General features: G+C 47.3%; 21 protein-coding genes and 2 tRNA genes. 8 read left to right on the top strand and 15 right to left on the bottom strand.

Features of this window, described 5'->3' with window-relative positions; translation table 11 throughout:
- Positions 1-139: 139 nt before the first annotated feature.
- Entirely contained in the window at positions 140-1,609 is a 1,470-nt protein-coding gene (gene cshA / locus ACFQNG_RS00895) for a degradosome RNA helicase CshA (RefSeq protein WP_379862908.1), read from the bottom strand.
- A 192-nt stretch (positions 1,610-1,801) separates the two neighbouring features.
- Entirely contained in the window at positions 1,802-2,440 is a 639-nt protein-coding gene (locus ACFQNG_RS00890) for a hypothetical protein (protein WP_379862907.1), read from the bottom strand.
- Positions 2,441-2,648: 208 nt separating this feature from the next.
- Between ACFQNG_RS00890 and ACFQNG_RS00885 the strand changes: the two genes are divergently transcribed.
- Positions 2,649-3,938, top strand: a complete 1,290-nt coding sequence (locus ACFQNG_RS00885; RefSeq protein ID WP_379862906.1) for a LysM peptidoglycan-binding domain-containing protein — start codon at positions 2,649-2,651, stop codon at positions 3,936-3,938.
- A gap of 171 nt (positions 3,939-4,109) precedes the next feature.
- On the top strand, positions 4,110-4,427 hold the full coding sequence (locus ACFQNG_RS00880; RefSeq protein ID WP_379862905.1) for a hypothetical protein: 318 nt from the start codon (positions 4,110-4,112) through the stop codon (positions 4,425-4,427).
- 104 nt (positions 4,428-4,531) lie between these two features.
- Here the strand turns inward: ACFQNG_RS00880 and ACFQNG_RS00875 are convergent.
- From ACFQNG_RS00875 to ACFQNG_RS00865, 3 genes are all read right to left on the bottom strand, one after another.
- A tRNA-Leu gene (locus tag ACFQNG_RS00875) sits at positions 4,532-4,620 on the bottom strand.
- A 171-nt stretch (positions 4,621-4,791) separates the two neighbouring features.
- Positions 4,792-4,877: transfer RNA gene (locus tag ACFQNG_RS00870), tRNA-Leu, on the bottom strand.
- A gap of 79 nt (positions 4,878-4,956) precedes the next feature.
- Positions 4,957-5,208: a hypothetical protein gene (locus tag ACFQNG_RS00865; protein ID WP_379862904.1), complete on the bottom strand. Its 252-nt coding sequence runs from the start codon at positions 5,206-5,208 to the stop codon at positions 4,957-4,959.
- Positions 5,209-5,751: 543 nt separating this feature from the next.
- Between ACFQNG_RS00865 and ACFQNG_RS00860 the strand changes: the two genes are divergently transcribed.
- Positions 5,752-6,234 (top strand): divergent PAP2 family protein, encoded by a 483-nt coding sequence (locus ACFQNG_RS00860; RefSeq protein WP_379862903.1) that lies wholly within the window; start codon positions 5,752-5,754, stop codon positions 6,232-6,234.
- Between the two features lie 31 nt (positions 6,235-6,265).
- On the top strand, positions 6,266-7,093 hold the full coding sequence (locus ACFQNG_RS00855; protein WP_379862902.1) for a cobalamin-binding protein: 828 nt from the start codon (positions 6,266-6,268) through the stop codon (positions 7,091-7,093).
- Here ACFQNG_RS00855 and ACFQNG_RS00850 read toward each other — a convergent pair whose 3' ends face one another.
- Positions 7,094-7,966: a diacylglycerol/lipid kinase family protein gene (locus tag ACFQNG_RS00850; RefSeq protein ID WP_379862901.1), complete on the bottom strand. Its 873-nt coding sequence runs from the start codon at positions 7,964-7,966 to the stop codon at positions 7,094-7,096.
- A 59-nt stretch (positions 7,967-8,025) separates the two neighbouring features.
- Positions 8,026-8,304, bottom strand: coding sequence for a YuiB family protein (locus tag ACFQNG_RS00845; RefSeq protein WP_379862900.1), 279 nt, complete (start codon positions 8,302-8,304; stop codon positions 8,026-8,028).
- Between the two features lie 146 nt (positions 8,305-8,450).
- Between ACFQNG_RS00845 and ACFQNG_RS00840 the strand changes: the two genes are divergently transcribed.
- Entirely contained in the window at positions 8,451-9,215 is a 765-nt protein-coding gene (locus tag ACFQNG_RS00840; protein ID WP_379862899.1) for a chlorite dismutase family protein, read from the top strand.
- A gap of 66 nt (positions 9,216-9,281) precedes the next feature.
- On the opposite strand, the gene ACFQNG_RS00835 is transcribed toward ACFQNG_RS00840, so the two are convergent.
- Complete coding sequence (locus tag ACFQNG_RS00835; RefSeq protein WP_379862898.1) at positions 9,282-9,437, bottom strand: YuiA family protein; 156 nt, start codon at positions 9,435-9,437, stop codon at positions 9,282-9,284.
- Between the two features lie 194 nt (positions 9,438-9,631).
- A complete protein-coding gene (locus ACFQNG_RS00830; protein ID WP_379862897.1) occupies positions 9,632-10,819 on the bottom strand; it encodes an NAD(P)/FAD-dependent oxidoreductase in 1,188 nt (395 codons plus the stop codon).
- 298 nt (positions 10,820-11,117) lie between these two features.
- Here ACFQNG_RS00830 and ACFQNG_RS00825 point away from each other — a divergent pair, with 298 nt between their 5' ends.
- Positions 11,118-12,122 (top strand): NAD(P)/FAD-dependent oxidoreductase, encoded by a 1,005-nt coding sequence (locus tag ACFQNG_RS00825; protein ID WP_379862896.1) that lies wholly within the window; start codon positions 11,118-11,120, stop codon positions 12,120-12,122.
- Positions 12,123-12,211: 89 nt separating this feature from the next.
- Positions 12,212-12,475: a hypothetical protein gene (locus tag ACFQNG_RS00820; RefSeq protein ID WP_379862895.1), complete on the top strand. Its 264-nt coding sequence runs from the start codon at positions 12,212-12,214 to the stop codon at positions 12,473-12,475.
- Between the two features lie 58 nt (positions 12,476-12,533).
- On the opposite strand, the gene ACFQNG_RS00815 is transcribed toward ACFQNG_RS00820, so the two are convergent.
- The 4 genes from ACFQNG_RS00815 to ACFQNG_RS00800 all read right to left on the bottom strand — a co-directional run bounded on the left by ACFQNG_RS00815 (position 12,534) and on the right by ACFQNG_RS00800 (position 15,228).
- Positions 12,534-13,202 (bottom strand): hypothetical protein, encoded by a 669-nt coding sequence (locus ACFQNG_RS00815; protein ID WP_379862894.1) that lies wholly within the window; start codon positions 13,200-13,202, stop codon positions 12,534-12,536.
- 511 nt (positions 13,203-13,713) lie between these two features.
- Positions 13,714-14,334 carry a TetR/AcrR family transcriptional regulator gene (locus ACFQNG_RS00810; RefSeq protein ID WP_379862893.1) on the bottom strand — a complete coding sequence of 207 codons (621 nt, stop codon included), beginning with the start codon at positions 14,332-14,334 and terminating at the stop codon, positions 13,714-13,716.
- 230 nt (positions 14,335-14,564) lie between these two features.
- Positions 14,565-14,921: an iron-sulfur cluster insertion protein ErpA gene (gene erpA, locus ACFQNG_RS00805; protein ID WP_379862892.1), complete on the bottom strand. Its 357-nt coding sequence runs from the start codon at positions 14,919-14,921 to the stop codon at positions 14,565-14,567.
- 64 nt (positions 14,922-14,985) lie between these two features.
- Positions 14,986-15,228, bottom strand: coding sequence for a Spo0E family sporulation regulatory protein-aspartic acid phosphatase (locus tag ACFQNG_RS00800; protein WP_379862891.1), 243 nt, complete (start codon positions 15,226-15,228; stop codon positions 14,986-14,988).
- 592 nt (positions 15,229-15,820) lie between these two features.
- On the opposite strand from ACFQNG_RS00800, the gene mqnE reads away from it, so the two are divergent.
- Complete coding sequence (gene mqnE, locus ACFQNG_RS00795) at positions 15,821-16,924, top strand: aminofutalosine synthase MqnE (RefSeq protein WP_379862890.1); 1,104 nt, start codon at positions 15,821-15,823, stop codon at positions 16,922-16,924.
- A 48-nt stretch (positions 16,925-16,972) separates the two neighbouring features.
- Here the strand turns inward: mqnE and ACFQNG_RS00790 are convergent, their stop codons facing one another.
- Together ACFQNG_RS00790 and ACFQNG_RS00785 are read right to left on the bottom strand one after the other, a co-directional pair.
- Positions 16,973-17,212, bottom strand: a complete 240-nt coding sequence (locus tag ACFQNG_RS00790) for a YuzB family protein (RefSeq protein WP_379862889.1) — start codon at positions 17,210-17,212, stop codon at positions 16,973-16,975.
- 130 nt (positions 17,213-17,342) lie between these two features.
- Positions 17,343-17,951: a hypothetical protein gene (locus tag ACFQNG_RS00785; RefSeq protein ID WP_379862888.1), complete on the bottom strand. Its 609-nt coding sequence runs from the start codon at positions 17,949-17,951 to the stop codon at positions 17,343-17,345.
- Positions 17,952-17,959 lie beyond the last annotated feature (8 nt).

Below are 17,959 nucleotides of genomic sequence, written 5' to 3'. Positions count from 1 at the left end.
CTTTCATTTTCCATTCATACAGATAGGCTACCTTTCCATATTAACAGGGTCAATGGGGCACAGGGTACCATCCGCCATTTACACCACAAAAAAACCCCCTGGTCGTGATGATGATGGACCAGCAGGGTTTTACTTTGTGTTATCGTGATTGCTTTTTCCCTTTTTTCTTGTTTGACGAAAATGGTTTTCCCTTGCTGGCAGGTCGTTCTTGACGACGCGGTTTTCCTTTTCCGCGTTCGCCACCACGAGAGCCGCCTTTCCCTCTTCCAAATCCTTTCTTCTTGGGGAAGAAGTCGCCTCCATCTTCCGCAATTTGGACAGGCGTGGTGTCGGGTTCTTTGGTCAGCAATTTCAAAGCAGCCGCTACAACGGCCACGGCATCATGTTCACTTAACAAGCGGTGCGCCCAACTCGCATATTCGCCCACACTTTGCTCATTAACGACTGACACCAATTGGTCCACAGCCATCCGTTGTTGCTCCCGCAAGGCATCTTGGATGGTTGGAATCGTTGTTCGCGCCATTTTGCGCCGGATCACTTGCTCGATCATCCGCAAATGATCCATTTCGCGCCGGGTGACAAAGGTGGTGGCCACACCCGATTTCCCCGCTCGTCCGGTTCGGCCGATCCGATGCACATAACTTTCCGCTTCTTGCGGGATATCATAGTTGTACACATGAGTGACCCCTGTAATGTCCAATCCACGCGCAGCCACATCCGTCGCCACGAGGATGGAGATTGTTCCCTGTTTAAACCGCCCCATCACGGCTGTCCGGCGCGCTTGGGATAAGTCTCCATGCAACCCTTCGGCATGGTAACCCCGCTTATTCAAGCCTTCCGTAATCTCGTCCACCCGCTTTTTGGTACGCGCAAAGATAATCGCCAATCCAGGCGCTTGGGTTTCGATCATCCGGCACAGCGCATCAAATTTCTGCTTTGGTTGCATCTCGATATAATACTGCTCAATGCTGGGAATGGTCTCTTCTTTGGCTTTCATTTTCACATGAACGGGTTCAATCATAAACGCTTCAGCCAACGCTTTGATCGCAGGTGGCATCGTTGCGGAGAACAGAAGCGTTTGTCTGGTCTCCGGCGCTTGCGCCATAATCGCTTCAATCTCCTCAATAAAGCCCATCTGCAACATTTCATCGGCTTCATCAATCGCCACCATCCGCAAATCATCCAGACGAATGGTGCGGCGGCGCAAGTGATCCTGCAGGCGTCCCGGTGTTCCCACCACAATATGGGGATGTTTCTTCAACGAGCGAATTTGCTTATCAATCTCTTGACCACCATACACAGCCAAAATCCGCACACGCTTCGTTTTCCCCAAGCGTTGCAATTCTCCGGCCACTTGCATCGCCAATTCACGGGTGGGAGTAATCACAAGGCCTTGTATCTCATCAGAATCAAGGGAAACTTTTTCCACGAGCGGAATGCCGAACGCCACCGTTTTTCCTGTTCCTGTCTGCGCTTGTCCCAAAACGTCATGCCCTTCCAAAGCGAGGGGGATCGTTTTCCCCTGAATGGGAGTCGGCTGATCAAATCCCATCTGTTCAACAGCTTTTAACAATTCCGGGCTAAGCCCGAAGTCCTGAAATGTTTTCAATATAGATAAAGCCCCTTTCAGCTTCCATCAACGAAATCATCTACCCCATTCGATTGATGGAGCTGATGTCTCATTAGAGAAACGCAAGAATGAATCTTCATCATACCACAACCGAGAGGAATATGTATTCCATTTTTTTCATAGAAAAACGCCAACCCTGCCATTATTCAGGGTTGGCGTGACGATTCCCCTTTATTCACCGATCGGCTTTTTGGTATCTTCCCCGAGAACATCTTTATGGAACGCGTTCCAGGAATCATTGAATTTCTTCAGGTCACTTTCCAATTGGCTGTCCATCTTCTTGCTTTCGGCTTCCAATTGTTCATAATTGTCCTCTGCCGGTTCCTTTCCTTTGCCGATCGCCTCATAATATTTCAAGTTCAGTTCAAACATCTCGATCTCCAGATCTTTCAATTTAAGCTCGTTGTCAGTCAACGTTTGCAGATCAGCCAAAGCTTGGTCGGCTAACTTCTTCCGCTCTTCGGACAAATTGGCTGTTTGCGCTCGGACCCCGGGAATTTTGCTGGCGATTTCTTGCAAGCCTTTGCGCTCTTTTTCCGAAGCCGCTTTTTGTTTATTCATCTCATCCAACACTTTTTTAAGCGCCTTTTGATCCACTTTCCCTTGTTCCAAACTGAGGTTCAGTGTGTTAATGGCCGTATCCAGCGCCATATTGTCCGCACTGGCGGATAAACTGTTGTTTAATGCGTTGCCCTTATCCACAAGCTCACTGATTCCTTGGACCACTTTTTCAGCATCCGCTTGATCCAAAATTGAACATCCCACAAGTGACAATAAACTGATAACAAGGACGATGGCTAGCTTTTTCATATAATAAGCCCCTTTATGAAATATGTACAACAAGAAATATAATATATCGCAAAATAAAAACATTCAATATAAGGGTTGTTTATTCATTTATTTTTCTCATCTTCCAAAATTCATCAAGAGGCTATGGGGAGATCCTTCGATCTGAATAATTGATCAACCCGTTCATACATATGAAACAAGATATGTCTACGGCGAAAGGGGTTTTATTATGCAAATCCATGTGGTAACAAAAGGTCAAACGCTGCCTGGAATCGCTCAAGCTTATTCTGTTTCGGCAGATGTCATCCAACAGGCGAACCAGCTGCCCAATCCGCAAGACCTCGTTCCCGGGCAAGCGTTGGTCATCCCCATTCTCGGTCGGTACTATTGGGTTCGTCCCGGAGATACCTTGTATCGGATCGCGCGACGTTTTGGTGTCACATTACTCAGACTCGCACAAGCCAATCGTCTCTCCCTACAAAACCGCCTACGCGTCGGAATGCGCCTGTACATACCACCCACCGCAAAAAGACGAGCGGAAATCAACGCTTACATTGAACCTCCCCCGCAAGGGGTGAGCGAAGAGCTCAGGCAGGAAACGGAACAAGTTTCACCCTATTTAACTTACCTTTCCATAGCCAGTTACCGTGTCCAGCGAGACGGGTCTCTCCAAGCCCCGGACATCGACCAACTGCCCGCAATCGCCCCCCGTCATCGGGTGGCATTGGCCATGGTGCTCACCAACCAGGAAGGGGCTCAATTCAGCGACGAACTCGGCCATATTATTTTGACGAATACGGAGGTGCAAGACCGCCTTCTCTCCAATATTATCGAAACGGCCAACCGAGTCGGCTATCGGGATATCCACTTTGACTTTGAATTTCTGCCTGTAGAAGATCGTGAAGCTTATAACCGTTTTCTCGAAAAAGCGGTCAGTCGCCTACGCCCTCTCGGTTTCACCGTCGCGACCGCTCTCGCCCCCAAGACGAGCGGGGCGCAACGCGGCGAGTGGTATGAAGCGCATGATTATCCCTTTCATGGGCGTGTTGCCGATTTTGTGGTCCTCATGACTTATGAATGGGGATATAGCGGAGGTCCACCCATGGCGGTCTCCCCCATCAATGAAGTGCGCAAGGTGGTTGATTACGCCGTGAGTGTGATGCCGGCAAACAAGATCTCGCTCGGGCAAAATTTATACGGCTACGATTGGACATTGCCCTACCGCAGGGGCAACCCGCCTGCCCGGGGACTGAATCCGCAACAAGCGCTCGAGATCGCCGCCCGGGAAGATGTTGAGATCCAGTATGATCGCGTCGCGCAGGCACCCCATTTTGATTATACGGACGATGCGGGACGGAGGCATACCGTTTGGTTTGAAGACGCCCGTTCCATCCAAGCCAAAATCGATTTGGTCAAGGAGCTGAGTTTACGCGGACTCAGTTATTGGCGCCTCGGTCAGCCCTTCCCGCAAAACTGGCTCTTGATCGGTGATCAATTTCAAGTCGCAAAAAAAGGATGAACAAGAAAAGAGCCTGGCGCCGCAAATGAGGCCATGTCCTGCTCCGGACTCACTTATCCGAATTTTACGGCTTGATCCAATAATATTTCTTCGGACTTTTTTGCAGGAAAGTTGTTTTCTTTGCCGTATAGTTAGTAAGCAGATATGCAATGCGGGAATAAGGAGGTAGCCATGAAACACACAAGAGAATTCACCATTAAGGGATGGCTGTTTGACCATATTACCCTAACGTGGCGTGAAGGCGAATTGATCGCGGACAAACCGGACATCTTGCAGGTGATAAAAAATCGGGTCAAGCAGCTCGAAGAGCTCAAGGCATTTATCTTATGCCCCGAAACGCGCCGCTTTTATATGGAAAATTACCTTGCCGAACCATTGTCCGCTTATCTCGTGCTCAAGCACATCCTTGATACGATCTACGAAGGGCCCGACAAAAAAGAATTGTTGCGCATCTCCGGTCCTTCCTATTATGTTGCATCGCTCACTTAATATCATCAAAGACGCCTCGACAGTCGCGGGGCGTTTTTGCCTTTTATGGGCACATCATATAGATAAGAAAAACCTTGACCCTATATGGGTCAAGGTAATTTGTTTGGTGCTGAGGGTCGGGGTCGAACCGACACGGTGGTCACCCACCGCAGGATTTTAAGTCCTGTGCGTCTGCCTATTCCGCCACCCCAGCATGCTTTATCAGTTGACAGAACTTAATTTAACATGGATATAAAATGAAGTCAATATCATTCTGCTCATTCGCGGAAACAATTACATGAATATTGAATAAATACAAACCAAAAATTAAAAAGCGCCTATGATTAAGTCAGCTTAATCATAGGCGCTGATTAGTTATGTATAATGGTGCCGAAGGTGGGACTCGAACCCACACTCCTTTTGGGAACACGATTTTGAGTCGTGCGCGTCTGCCAATTCCGCCACTTCGGCGATTCACAACAACGAAATTAAATATAACATAACTTTATCCTTTTGACAACCTTTTTCGGGCAAAAGAATGAGTATAAATTTAATTTTTTTCTTCACCATTCTGGGAAAGTTTCGCTTTTAACACAGCTTTCTCCATCTTCTGTCGCGACAAAGCCAACTCAAACAGCAAGCTGTCGGAAGTTAAAAAATATTGTTTGGAACCCATTTCGCCGCACTCAGGACATTGGATGGTCTCAAGCGGACTGCCTTGCAACAATCCAAAGCCGGACCGACAACGAGGGCACTCATACTGGTCATGCAGTTGGGTAAGCCCCGGAAGGTGATTCTTCATTTTTTCGCCCTCCGAACATATTTATTTTAAATAATTATATTTCTTTTAAATTATCTTTTTCTTGCCGTCGCACTTTATGTTCTTGAACCATCTTTTCTCCTTTAAACCTTGGGAAATAGCATACAAATAATTCTATAGTGTAATCTGTAATTCCTCTTTTCAAAAAGAGGATCCTCCGTTTCAAAAAAAGGGTAGGATAAGATATAATGAAATAGTTTATCCGTGAACTACTCTCCGCTCAAGCGGTAGAGTTTCTCATTTCATTGAGTCTCTAAGTGAGTCCTCTCCACGAGCGTAACTTCCCGTAGTCCCTACGGTACCAATGGAAATGTTTGTGGACCTTTCCCACGTGACAAGTATCATTTTACGTGGCGACAGTTCCTCCCATAAAATGGGGAGGATTCCCAATTGCAAATCCCTAACATAAGGGAAGAAAGTAAGAGAGAGCTATTTGCTCACTTCCCTTGCAACCGCTTTTTCAATCCATTGCCTTAATAAATCAAATCCGTTTATCGCACTTCTGAGAAAGGGTGACCCAGATCGATGCTGGAACAACTGGCACACAACTTTCCCCTCTGGACATCACTTGTCGCAATTACACTTGCACAATTATTAAAAGTGCCATGGAACTATACCATCACACGCGAGTGGGACTGGAACTGGGCTTATAGCTCGGGAGGCATGCCCAGCGGTCATACCTCTGCCGTTACTTCCCTCGCTACTTCCATCGGGTTGACTTCGGGCTGGCACTCCCCCTCTTTCGCCATCGCCACGATCTTCGGGATCATCGTGATGTATGATGCGACAGGTGTACGCAGACAAGCCGGGATGCATGCCCAGGTATTGAATCAATTGGCGGAAGACTTCTCCCTGCTGTTGCGTGAGATCCGCCATCTAAACGAAAAGCCGTCCGCCGAAACACGAATCAAGTTAAAGGAAATTTTGGGCCATAAGCCGATCGAAGTGTTTACTGGAGCTTGGTTTGGAGTGCTCATTGCCATTTTGATGTATTTTCTTTGGTATTGACAAAAATCGAAGCCAAGAGGTGTTGAATGGTATGAAACGCATCCTATCCATCTGTCCAAGCAATACGGAAATGCTGTATTTCTTGGGTTTGCAAAAGGAAGTCATCGGTTTGGACGACTATTCCGATTGGCCACATGAATGGCAACACCTCCCTAGGGTAGGACCAGATCTGGATATAGACATGGAGAAGGTGAAAGCACTCCGTCCAGATCTGGTGATCGCCTCCCTCAGTGTACCGGGGATGGAGAAAAATATCTTACAGCTCCAACAAGAGCAGATTCCCACCCTTATCCTCAATCCCAAGTCGTTCAAGGATATTGCAGAAGATTTCGTCTATCTCGGCGAGGCGCTCGGCCTTCCCCTCCAAGGACAGTTGGCAAAAGACCGCTTCCTGCGGGAGCTGACGGCGATCCGAACCGCGATTCCCGCCCAAACCATTCCATCGCGTCTCTATTTTGAGTGGTGGCCCAAACCCGTTTTTACCCCCGGAAGCCAAAACTGGCTAACAGAGCTATGCCACATTGTAGGGGCTACCAACATCTATGGGGATCATGATGCGGAAAGCGTGCAAACGGACTGGAGCGAAGTGGCCAGTCGGTGCCCCGATCACGTGTTGGTCACATGGACCGGCATTCCACGCGAACGAATCAAGTCAACTTTTTTCACTTCCCGTCCAGCTTGGCGCGGAACGCCCCTCGCGGAAGAGAAAAACATTCATATCCTGGAGGAAGGGTGGTTTTGTCGGCCATCCCCCCGTCTGCTGTTGGGAGTCAAGCAAGTGGCCCATTTGCTTTATCCTGATCACTTTCGCGCTCCCAACGAGGACGACCCGTATGCTGACACACGTTTAAAGCTTTAATCACAATATCGAGAGCGCCCGCGGCAACAGTTGTATCTGCTCCAAGCCACCACCGGCGAGATCGCCATCGATGTGCGTTAAAAACGGCTCTTCCGCCCGAATCCCAATCTCACATCCCCGATGAAAAGCGACAGCGGGATGGTTCACATGCTTTCCACGGTAAACGGATGGGAATATTCGCAAGAATTCACAAACGGTTAACTCTTTGACCACACAAACATCCAATGTGCCATCATTCGGGGACGCGTGAGGGCATATCTTCATGCCACCGCCAAATTGTGACGTGTTGCAGGCAGCCACCATCCAAACAGCCTCATACACCCACTCCTGACCATCGACCCTCAACGTGACCCGGGATGGCTTAAACTGTCGCAGCATCCGAACCGCCGTCACACCATAGACCAACGATCCCAACCAGTGTTTCGATTTGCCGCGATTCACCGCGTCGGCAACAGCGGCATCAAACCCCATCCCAGCAAAGCCCAACATGGTTCGTTCTTTAAGTCTGGCCATATCGATGGTTTGTGGTTGGTTCGAGAACACCCTCCGCAGGGCGGCCTCTGGCTCTGAAGGAATCTGTAAGGCCCGTGCAATGTCATTGCCTGTGCCCGCCGGGATCAATCCAAGTGAAATCCCGGTCGACGCCAACGCCTCCGCCACTTCACTAAATGTGCCATCACCGCCGACCGCGACCACGCGGTCAACATGACTACCAGCGAGCACCCTTGAAAGTTCATCGACGACACGAACATGCGGTTTCGTGTATAGCACTTGATACGGTTGATTCTGTTCATCCAAGCGGTCTTTGATTTGGCGCCAGACAAACCGCCCTTTTCCCCGCCCAGCCCCTTGATTGACGACAATGAGCATCATCCGCAACCCTCCATAGAAAAAAATCCGAAACCACATGAGGTTCCGGACTTCCATGCCAATTAGAACATACGGTATCCTTTTTCGCGCAACGTTTTGATCGTCCAGACGCCGCCGATCGCGCCCGCCAGTCCCGAAAAGAAGAGTACCGCGTTGACAACGGTGAAGATTTGATGCACATCTTTGCCCACATACAGCGCAACTCCGAAAAAGATAACCAGAGGAAGCCATGTGGTCTTTAAGATCATGTTTAAGATAAATCCGATTCCAAAAAACAGCACAAAGAGCAAAGGAATGGAAATAATTAACTGGGCGAGATACAAGTTAACCGCCTCCGTCATCACTAAAAATCCCCACTCATTGTACTGAAAATAAACCGATTGGTCAATGTAAGAGTCAAATGTTGGCGATTTGTTGAAGTGATTTGCTTCTTTCTGTTCTCTTTCGCTACAATAAAGACTGGATTAAGCAAAAGGAGGACTTTCGTATGCGTCCACAAGGCAGACCTTCCTTCGCGGGAAGACCGAGGGCACAATCAGGCGAAGAAGCACCCAAACGCCCAACACTCCCAACACAATTCGTTAATTTTACCTTTTTCAAAGTAGATCCGGCATGGCGCCGTCTAAGCGATGCCGAGCAACAAAAAGGGAAAGAGGAGTTTGCGGCGGTTGTGAAAGAATACCAAAATCACCCTGGCATGTTTGTCTTATCATATTCCCTGGTGGGAATTCGGGCTGATGCCGAGTTGATGCTCTGGCGGATCGCCAACGAATTGGAAACGTTCCAAGAGATGACCAGCCAGCTGATGCGCACCGGTTTGGGTAAATACTTAACCATCACATATTCTTATCTCTCTTTGACCAAGCGCAGTGTCTATGTTGACAAGATGGATCCGGAACATCAAAACCCACGCACCCATATCATTCCGGGCCGCAGCAAATATCTGTTCATCTATCCATTCGTGAAAACTCGCGATTGGTACCAACTTTCTTTCCCTGCCCGCCAAGGGATGATGGACGAGCACATCCAAGTGGGTAGCAAATATCCATCCGTCAAATTGAATACAACCTATAGTTTCGGCATCGACGATCAAGAGTTTGTCGTCGCCTTTGAAACCGATGATCCCAAAGACTTCTTAAACCTTGTGCAAGAACTGCGCGAGACGGAAGCAAGCCGCTATACTCTTCGTGACGTACCCATGTTCACCTGCATTAATCATCCGGAAATCACGGATGCGTTAAATACGCTGTAAAATCAAAAGTCCCGGGATACGGGACTCCAATCATTTTGTTATAACATTATGAATCTTCAGCATATTTTAAGAAACCGATTCGGTTTTAGAGTGATTCGATTTTTTATGTCCGCTCCCTTTGCAAGCATAACACGTTTCCGAACCGCCAAGGAGCAAAGTGACGTATCCATCTCCCTCACAATAGGTGCATACATCCGTCTCATAATAATTAGACCGAATCATTTATATTCCCCTCCTAGTTTTCATTTTCTGAACATTATATATGATGCTAATGAATAAATAAACATCCATATAGATGGATATATTCTTATTATAACGGATGTATGTGGTATTAACAATCTATTGCTACTGTTTTCGAATAAATGCATGGTTAAACAAAAAATAAAAAGACCCCTCTCAAGAAGGGTCTTCACTTTTTACAGTTTGCCTTTCCGCAACACCAAAGAAAAGCCGCCCAACAGGTAGAACCAACGCAAGTCGATCACTTTTTTCATGAACGCTGCCGCTCCACCCTTCAATTTTTTGTTGCCCACTACTCCAATGGCTTCTTTGCGGCCAAGGGAAGCAACGGTGCCCTTCGGCATATATTTGAATGGCTTCATTTCTTCGCCGCGGAGCAATGCGGCCAAGTTTTTGCCCAGGTATTGTCCTTGTTGGGTGGAGATTTGTGCTGTAGGCGGATATGGACGCTCGTCTTCGTTAAACACCAAAGAGCTGTCCCCGATGACGAAGACATTGTCAAACCCTGGGGCGCGCAAGGTTTCATCTACTTTTACGCGTCCGCGCATCGTTTCGATGCCCGATTCTTCAACCAGCTTGTTCCCGCGCACGCCGCCGGTCCATACCACCGTGGCCGCTTTGATCTCTTGTCCACCTTTTAAGATCACGCCATCTTCGGTGCACTCTTCGATCGGCGTGCTGATCAAAAACTCGACGCCTTTGCTTTCGAGGTATTTCACCGCATAATCAACCAGCTCTTTGTCGAATCCCGGAAGCACGGTTGGCGCGGCTTCCACGTTGATGATGCGCACTTTTTCCAGCGGAATGTCATAATCGCGGCACAGCTCCGGCATCCGATCCACCAATTCACCCACATACTCGATCCCGGTAAATCCGGCACCGCCCACAACGATGGTGATCAACTCTTCCTTCTTCTCATTCGCATAACGCGAAAACATGTACTCCATGTGCTCACGAATCGTACGCACACTGGCGATATTGCGGATAAAGAAGGCATTTTCCAAGAGACCTTTGATGCCAAAGGTTTCTGGAGCGCTACCCAATCCGATGACCAAATAGTCGTATTTGAGCGCCTCATTGTTTTCCAATTGAACTTCTTTCTCTTCCAACTTGATCGCCGTTACACGGTCTTGGATGAAATGGATCCGTTTCGTATTGATCACAGATGGAATCGAGAGGCGCGCATGGTCATGATGGGAAGTGCCAGCTGCCGGTTTATGAAGTTCCGTTGTCACATAATGATAAGAGTTTTGGTTCACCAGAGTGATCTCTGCTTCGTTGCTTTTCAATTCCTTGGCTAAGCCTTTTGCCGTCATGAGACCGCCATAGCCTGCACCCAGAATAACGATTTTAGGTACACTCATCATTGATCACATCCATCTACTTATTATGATTAGCTTCTCACAAACTAGGGAAGTCTTACATCAGCGTCCTCATTGTATCATGCCATTGTTTATGATATGATTTTCACGTTCTTTTGGCAAGAGCTTTTTACTTTCATTTTATCTCACAAACCTTGCCATTATCCGTGTTTAACCTAGGTTCAATGCACTTGGTAATTTTTTATCCATCGTATACTCCTTTTCATATGATTTAAGGTATTATATAGGGAAGTAAATAGAGATTTAATAATTAAATTAAGAACATTCCGGAGGTGTTCGCATGACTTCGCAGCAGCACACAGATAATCAGGTGACTGATATCGCCATCATCGGTGGGGGTCCCGCTGGGTTATTTGCCGCCTTTTATGCTGGAATGCGCCATGCATCCGTTAAGGTGATTGAAAGCATGCCCCAATTAGGCGGACAGCTTTCCGCCCTTTATCCTGAGAAATACATTTATGATGTGGCTGGCTTTCCCCGCGTGGTGGCCCAAGATTTGATCAATAACCTGATTGAACAGGCCAATCACTTCAGCCCAACATATTGCTTAGATGAAAAGGTATTGGAAGTAAACAAAAAGGAAGAACGCTTATTTGAGATTGTCACACATAAACAAGTCCATCTCGCCAGATCGGTGATCATCACCGCGGGCTGTGGCGCTTTTGAGCCCCGTAAGCTGAGTTTGCCCGGTGCTGAACGATTTGAGAACAACAGCCTGTTCTACTTTGTCAAAGACAAGCAGCAGTTCGCCGGCAAAAACGTGATGATCGCCGGTGGCGGAGATTCTGCCGTGGATTGGGCCCTGATGTTGGAACCGATTGCCAAAAGCGTAACGGTCGTACACCGCCGTGACAAATTTCGCGCCCATGAACACAGTGTGGAACAGATGATGAATTCCAGCATCCGCGTCATCACCCCCCGTGAAATCGAAGCCCTGCATGGGGATGAACAAATCGAGCAAATTACCCTCGTCGATAAAAAAAGCAAGGTGAGCGAAACGTTGGATATTGATGCGTTGATCGTCAGCTTTGGATTTGTCTCCTCTTTGGGTCCCATCGCTGAGTGGGGGCTGGAGATCGAGAATGGGGCTATCAAGGTCAATTCCCGCATGGAAACCAATATTCCGGGCATCTATGCGGCTGGGGACATTGCCACTTATCCCGGCAAAGTAAAGCTGATTGCCGTTGGCTTCGGTGAAGCGCCGACCGCCGTCAACAACGCGAAACAATACTTAGATCCTGAAGCGAGACTGCAGCCTGGACACAGCTCCAACCTAAAGCTGTAAGAAATGGCTCCCGCAATTGTGGCGGGAGCCATTTGCTTTTGCATGGTTCCTATGCGGATGAGGCAAATTAATTAAAAAGGAGGTTGGCCATGACACCCAAATCAACAACCGCTTGCCCTGTCTGCAATGGATTCAGCGCCTTTCAAGCCTCTTGCCCGTCGTGTGGGCGACCCCTGGAAGACGCGGGCCGATATATGGACCTGTTTGAGAATTATAGTCCGTATCGCCCCATTGATGACCTCAAGTTAACGGACGGGCTGATCGACGCATCTACTCACCAATGTCCCCATTATGCCACTTGTGGGCATTGTGGTCATGAAGGCGTACAGTTGGTCCAGGAAAGCATGTACTGAAAAAGCCCGCCTTTTTCAATATGATCCCATTCTTCCCTTGCTGTGTTTCGGAGTAACCCTAGGTCAATAAAGACCATGCGGACAGAGCGATACTGACCAGCATAGCGATGATCAGCAAGCGATCCCTTTGTTTTAACTGGCTTTTCCATCGCTCTTCTTTTTGCATGAATTCAGCGTTTAGGCCTGTCACCATTTGCTCATTTTTCTTTTGCCATTCATTGAGTTGGTCTTGCAGCGCTTGAATGGCCGAATCATGTTGCGACTGCTTTTCTTCCAGACGGCAAATGAGTTCTTGCCACTCATCTTCCATCCGCTTTTTCAATTCACGATGCGTTTGATCAACCAGTTGGGACAGATCCCCTTTAAATGAAGCAATCTCGGAAGCGATGGCTTCCCTGGCTTCCGCAAGGGCGTTTCTGGCGGTTGATTCCATTTTACCGACATGTTGAACAACGAATCGCCTGGTTTCTCTATCATCTTTTCTTATCGCTTCACTGATCAGTTGCACATCCCGGTAAACTTCGCTCAACTTTTCCGAAACCATCATCGCGGATTGCCGAACGGCAGCGGCCTCTTGCAACTGCTGATCCGCTTTCCTCAATTGGGCCAACTCACCTTCCCACACTTCCAGTTTGTTGTACAGGTGAATCAGTTCTTCATAAATCTCTTGGAGTTCTCCTGATTTCCCAATTTCTTCTTTGGATGAAAATCGGTCAAACAATCCCATGTCTCTCACCTCCTTAAGGTAAAAAACCCCTTCTCAACCGGAAATTCCTTTTATTTTTTATATACAAGTTATTTCAAAAGTCGTTGATGAGTGGAAAGACCTTTTCCCGATGAGCACCGAAGGACAAGTGAAGCGGTTTTGGAGCCGCCGACATATTTATCACACGCCCTATTTAATCTTCCCAACTTTTCTTTGCACAAGGGACATATTACATTAGTTCCGAAACAATTTCATCCATTTTCATATCAAATCATCTACCTTATCGGACATAAATCTCACGGCTTCTGCCATGTTGAGTCTCAATATTTACCCGTTTTTTTCGCATAAAGTAAAACCCGCCTCTTTGGAGACAGGTTCGTTCGCGTTTGGTTATTAGCATTTGCTTGAATTCAACGCTTCCAGCAGCACCTCAAGATAGACATATCGTTTGAGTTGGATTTCAAAATCAAGGTGGTCATCATCATACAGCATCTTCCATCACCTAGATTTATCATACCACGGGAATCAAAACTTAGTCTTTTTCAGAGGATTTATCGTCATTAATAAAAATCCAATCGTGAATATGATTCACCTCGCTAACATCAATATGGGGATTAAGCATGAAAAGAATGTCATACCCCAGTACGATGCCCATACACATATTGGTTAGGGTTTGCGTATCCACATCCGTTCGGATTTGTCCCAACTCCTGACCTCTTTTGACGATCATGCTTAGAAAATTTGACCACTGATCCGCATTGGTTTCCAACCATTCACGTACAAATTCATTCTTACGGGAATGGATTAAGAGATGATAAAAAGCAAATGCCCAAGTCAACCGATCTTCTCCTGAGCTTTCACGGATTTCAGCTGTCACTTTTTCCAGAATGGCTCGGACATTGCAGTTGTCTTTGGACAATTCCTTTAGAATCTCTTCTGCCATCTGACCATGACCCCGATCCAAGCGTGTACGCATCACTTCATACAGCAGTTCTTCCTTGCTTTTAAAGTGAACATAAAAGGACCCTTTGGTTCTTCCAATGCTGGTCATGATGTCATCAATGCTTAACGCGTCAAATCCTTTATCGGCCATGAGTTGAAATGCCGCATCGATGATTTTTCTTTTGGTTTCAATGCCCGTCGAGTATTTCATATGGCTTGTCCCCCCTTATTTATATTATAAATGCTTAGAATCATTATATTGATTTCCGATAAAATAAAACCTGCCTCCTTTAGTGCGTCGTTAAGCTTTTCAACGCATACAGAGGCAGGTTAATCATTACGGAAAAGAAGGGTTGATAACAGGGTACAAAGCAGACAGAATCTGCAACCCTTAAATGCTTCTCCGATTATTTGGTTCGCTTCTACTTGAACGCCAAAAGATTAGCATTCGCTTGGCTTGCCCGCTTCGGTGGCGGTGCGGAAAGAGGATCCACAACCACAGGTGGCGGTGGCGTTTGGATTGTCGATGCTGAACCCGCCACCCATCATCGATTCTTTATAATCAATTATCGTTCCCTTCAACATCAGTTGGCTTTCTTTATCTATCAATATTTTTACGCCATGTTGTTCCAGGAACGCGTCCTCATCTTGTTTGTTAGTGTCAAACCCAAGCCCATAGGAAAATCCGCTGCATCCGCCGTGCTGCACACTCACGCGCAAAAACAGGGCTTCCGGGTTGTCTTGACCTTGCATCATCTCTTTCACTTTTAAAGCGGCTTGCTCAGTCAACGTAATCATGGGTGTTCCCTCCTTCTTTATACAGTATACTAAGGAATCATCCCATCATACAACTGACCGACCATCACATGACCTTATATCTTTTATGCTCATTCGCTTCTTTGGTTGGTACCATATTTGACCGGATATGGTACACATTCTCTCTTTTTCGACCGGAACAAGCTTGCTCCCACATGTTATGCAAGCGATCCATTTCCTGGCTGAGTTGATATACTTGCGGATGCCCCAACCCTAAGTCCAGCGCAGCCTTTTCCATCCGCCTTCTGACACATTCCATGCGCTCGGCGAGCGTACCACAAATCTCCAAAATGAGCCCTCCTCCCCTTAATCTGACCCATCCCTCTTTCAGCTTGCAAATAACACACCATTTCTCTGTATAGACTGACAAAAACCAGAACATCAGATGTTCATTTTACAAATTGTTTGATTAAACTTACCATTTAGACAACATATTGTCAAGGAGATTGACACGGTAAAACAACGGTTTCGAATATTTGTAAAAAAATGTCAACATTTTCCCGTTTGTCCGTCCCAACATCCCCCATAACCGATGTGTCCCCTTATTTTCAGCCAAGAGTCTTTATGTTAGAATGAATGGAGGAAATTGCAATCAATTATTTAGTTTATCGAAATAAATAGCGATCTGAATTCACTTGGCCAACAAATACAAGGCCGGACCCTCATGTGCAAGCTTTCACATCTGTCGAGCCGATTATTTCTGTGGATGACTTGGCTGGCACCGCTATGAAAAAAGATGAGCCGGTGCCAAAACGAAGCAAATGACGCAAAGCATGATGTTATCCATACGATCAAGGTTGTTTATGCCGGACCATCCCGGTCGAAAGAAAACCGATATCACAAATTCGCACTCAGTAACGGTTGCGGGAGGAGGAACCTTCATGTCATTGATCATTACCCCAACGGACAAAAATTTGCACCCCATTATCGAAAAGGTGCAACACGGGGAACGCTTAACCCTGGAAGACGGACTTACGCTATACCATTCACCCGATTTGCTCACGATCGGCCAATTGGCCAATGAAGTGAACTTGAAGCGGAATGGGGATAAAGTTTATTTCATTCAAAACATGTACATCAACCCCACCAACGTCTGTGAAGCCAAATGCGCTTTCTGCGGTTTCCGGCGCGATCCGGGAGCCGATGGCGCCTACACGATGTCTACCGATGAACTCCTGGAATATGTGGGCTCCCGCTACACGGAAGGGATTCGTGAGTTCCATATCGTCGGTGGCCACAATCATACGGTCCCGTTCGATTATTACTTGGAAACCATCTCCATACTGAAGAAACATTATCCTCAAGTCACGATTAAAGCGTATACCGCCGCCGAGATCGAGTTCTTCTCGCGCATGACCGGCCGCTCTTTTGAGGACGTGTTAAAAGAGCTGATCGACGCGGGATTGGATACCTTGCCGGGGGGCGGCGCCGAAATCTTGACGGAGCGATACCGCCTCAAGATGAGCCCCGACAAGGCAAGCACCGACCAATGGCTGGAAGTGCATGGCATCGCTCATCGTTTGGGATTGAAAACGCATGCCACGATGTTGTACGGCTCCATCGAAACGCTGGAAGAACGTCTCATCCACATGATGCGCGTCCGAGAGTTGCAAGATGAGACGGGCGGTTTCATGGTCTTTATCCCATTGGCCATGCAACCGCGCAGTGTCAACGCATCGATCAAACGCCGCACTTCCGCCATGGACGATATGCGCACAATGGCCATCAGCCGCCTCATGTTGGATAACTTCCCACATGTGAAAGCTTATTTCATCAACATTGGTACCCAGTTGGCCCAACTGTCGATGCACTTCGGCTCCTCCGACTTGCATGGCACTTTGGTGGAAGAACGCATCAGCCATGCGGCAGGCGCTTTGACCCAACAAGCCCTTACCCGCGACGAGCTGGTCTGGCTCATTCAGGGGGCTAACCGCACCGCTGTTGAACGTGATACTTTCTATAACGAAATCAAAGTCTATGAATGATCATCCAAAAAGGCACGAAGCATTGAACGCTCCGTGCCTTTTTGGCAATCAATACCGCACTTCCATTTCATCCATCGCTTGATAGATTTTTTGCAGCAGCTCTTCACCTGAGTTTGCCGTGATCACTTCCCCATTCACCATCGCATAGGGCCCTTGCGCGCAAATGCCGCAGTTCCCCAAACAGCCATACTCCAACACGTCGATTCCAGGGTCTTGTTCCAATTTATTCTTTATCTCCAAGACATCTGGCGTCAAATTGTTTATACAAAACTCAACTAAGGGTATCATCTATCTTCACTCCAATAATCTACTTTCCCCATGTAGACATTATACACAGGTCCATCCATTTTCCCAACTCAGCCATTTAATCTGGACGAACATAAAAAAAACCCCCTCCGCAATAGTAAGGGGGTTAAGCTTATGGATGGCTCGGTTGTGTTTTGGCAGGTGTCTGCGCCGCCGGCTTCACACCCGCGTCGGTATCTTCCTTAATCAATTTCACACCGAGCTCTTTCATCACTTGGATCGTTTTCGCATTGCTCCATTGCCGTTCTTCCTCTATCGTATCCGTAAACACCAATGTGGACAGATCGTCCAAGATGTCATGCCCCAACCGTTTGCCGATCTGTTTGCGCGCTTCCGCAAGATCACCCTGCAAGGCTTGAAAAAACGCTTGGTGTTTCGTGTTGGATTTGTAAACGGGTTTATTGAGAATGGCTTCTATCTTGTTAAATTCACCCGCAGGATTGGCTAACTTGGTGCCCCATTCCGGGCCAAAGACATAATAGTGGGAGTGCTCATGCAGCAACTCCAATGATGTAGCGATTCGATCAAAATCCTGCCTAACGAAAATCCCTTCATTTTGGCTTTTATTGAGCAAGGTTCCCTTGACCAACTCTTGTCGGTATCGATCAATCGCTTGTTTCTCTTCCGCACTTAGCACCTCGACCCGCCGAAAATCGATCAATATATACAAGATAAGCCCAATCACAAGAAATGGGGTGAGAATGCTGATTAACCGTTTCATCTTTCGTT

Source organism: Laceyella putida (assembly GCF_042665195.1).
GTDB classification, from domain to species: Bacteria; Bacillota; Bacilli; order Thermoactinomycetales; family Thermoactinomycetaceae; genus Laceyella; species Laceyella putida.
The sequence above is the reverse complement of the archived record's forward strand: the minus strand, read 5'-3'. Positions and strand labels throughout refer to the sequence as shown.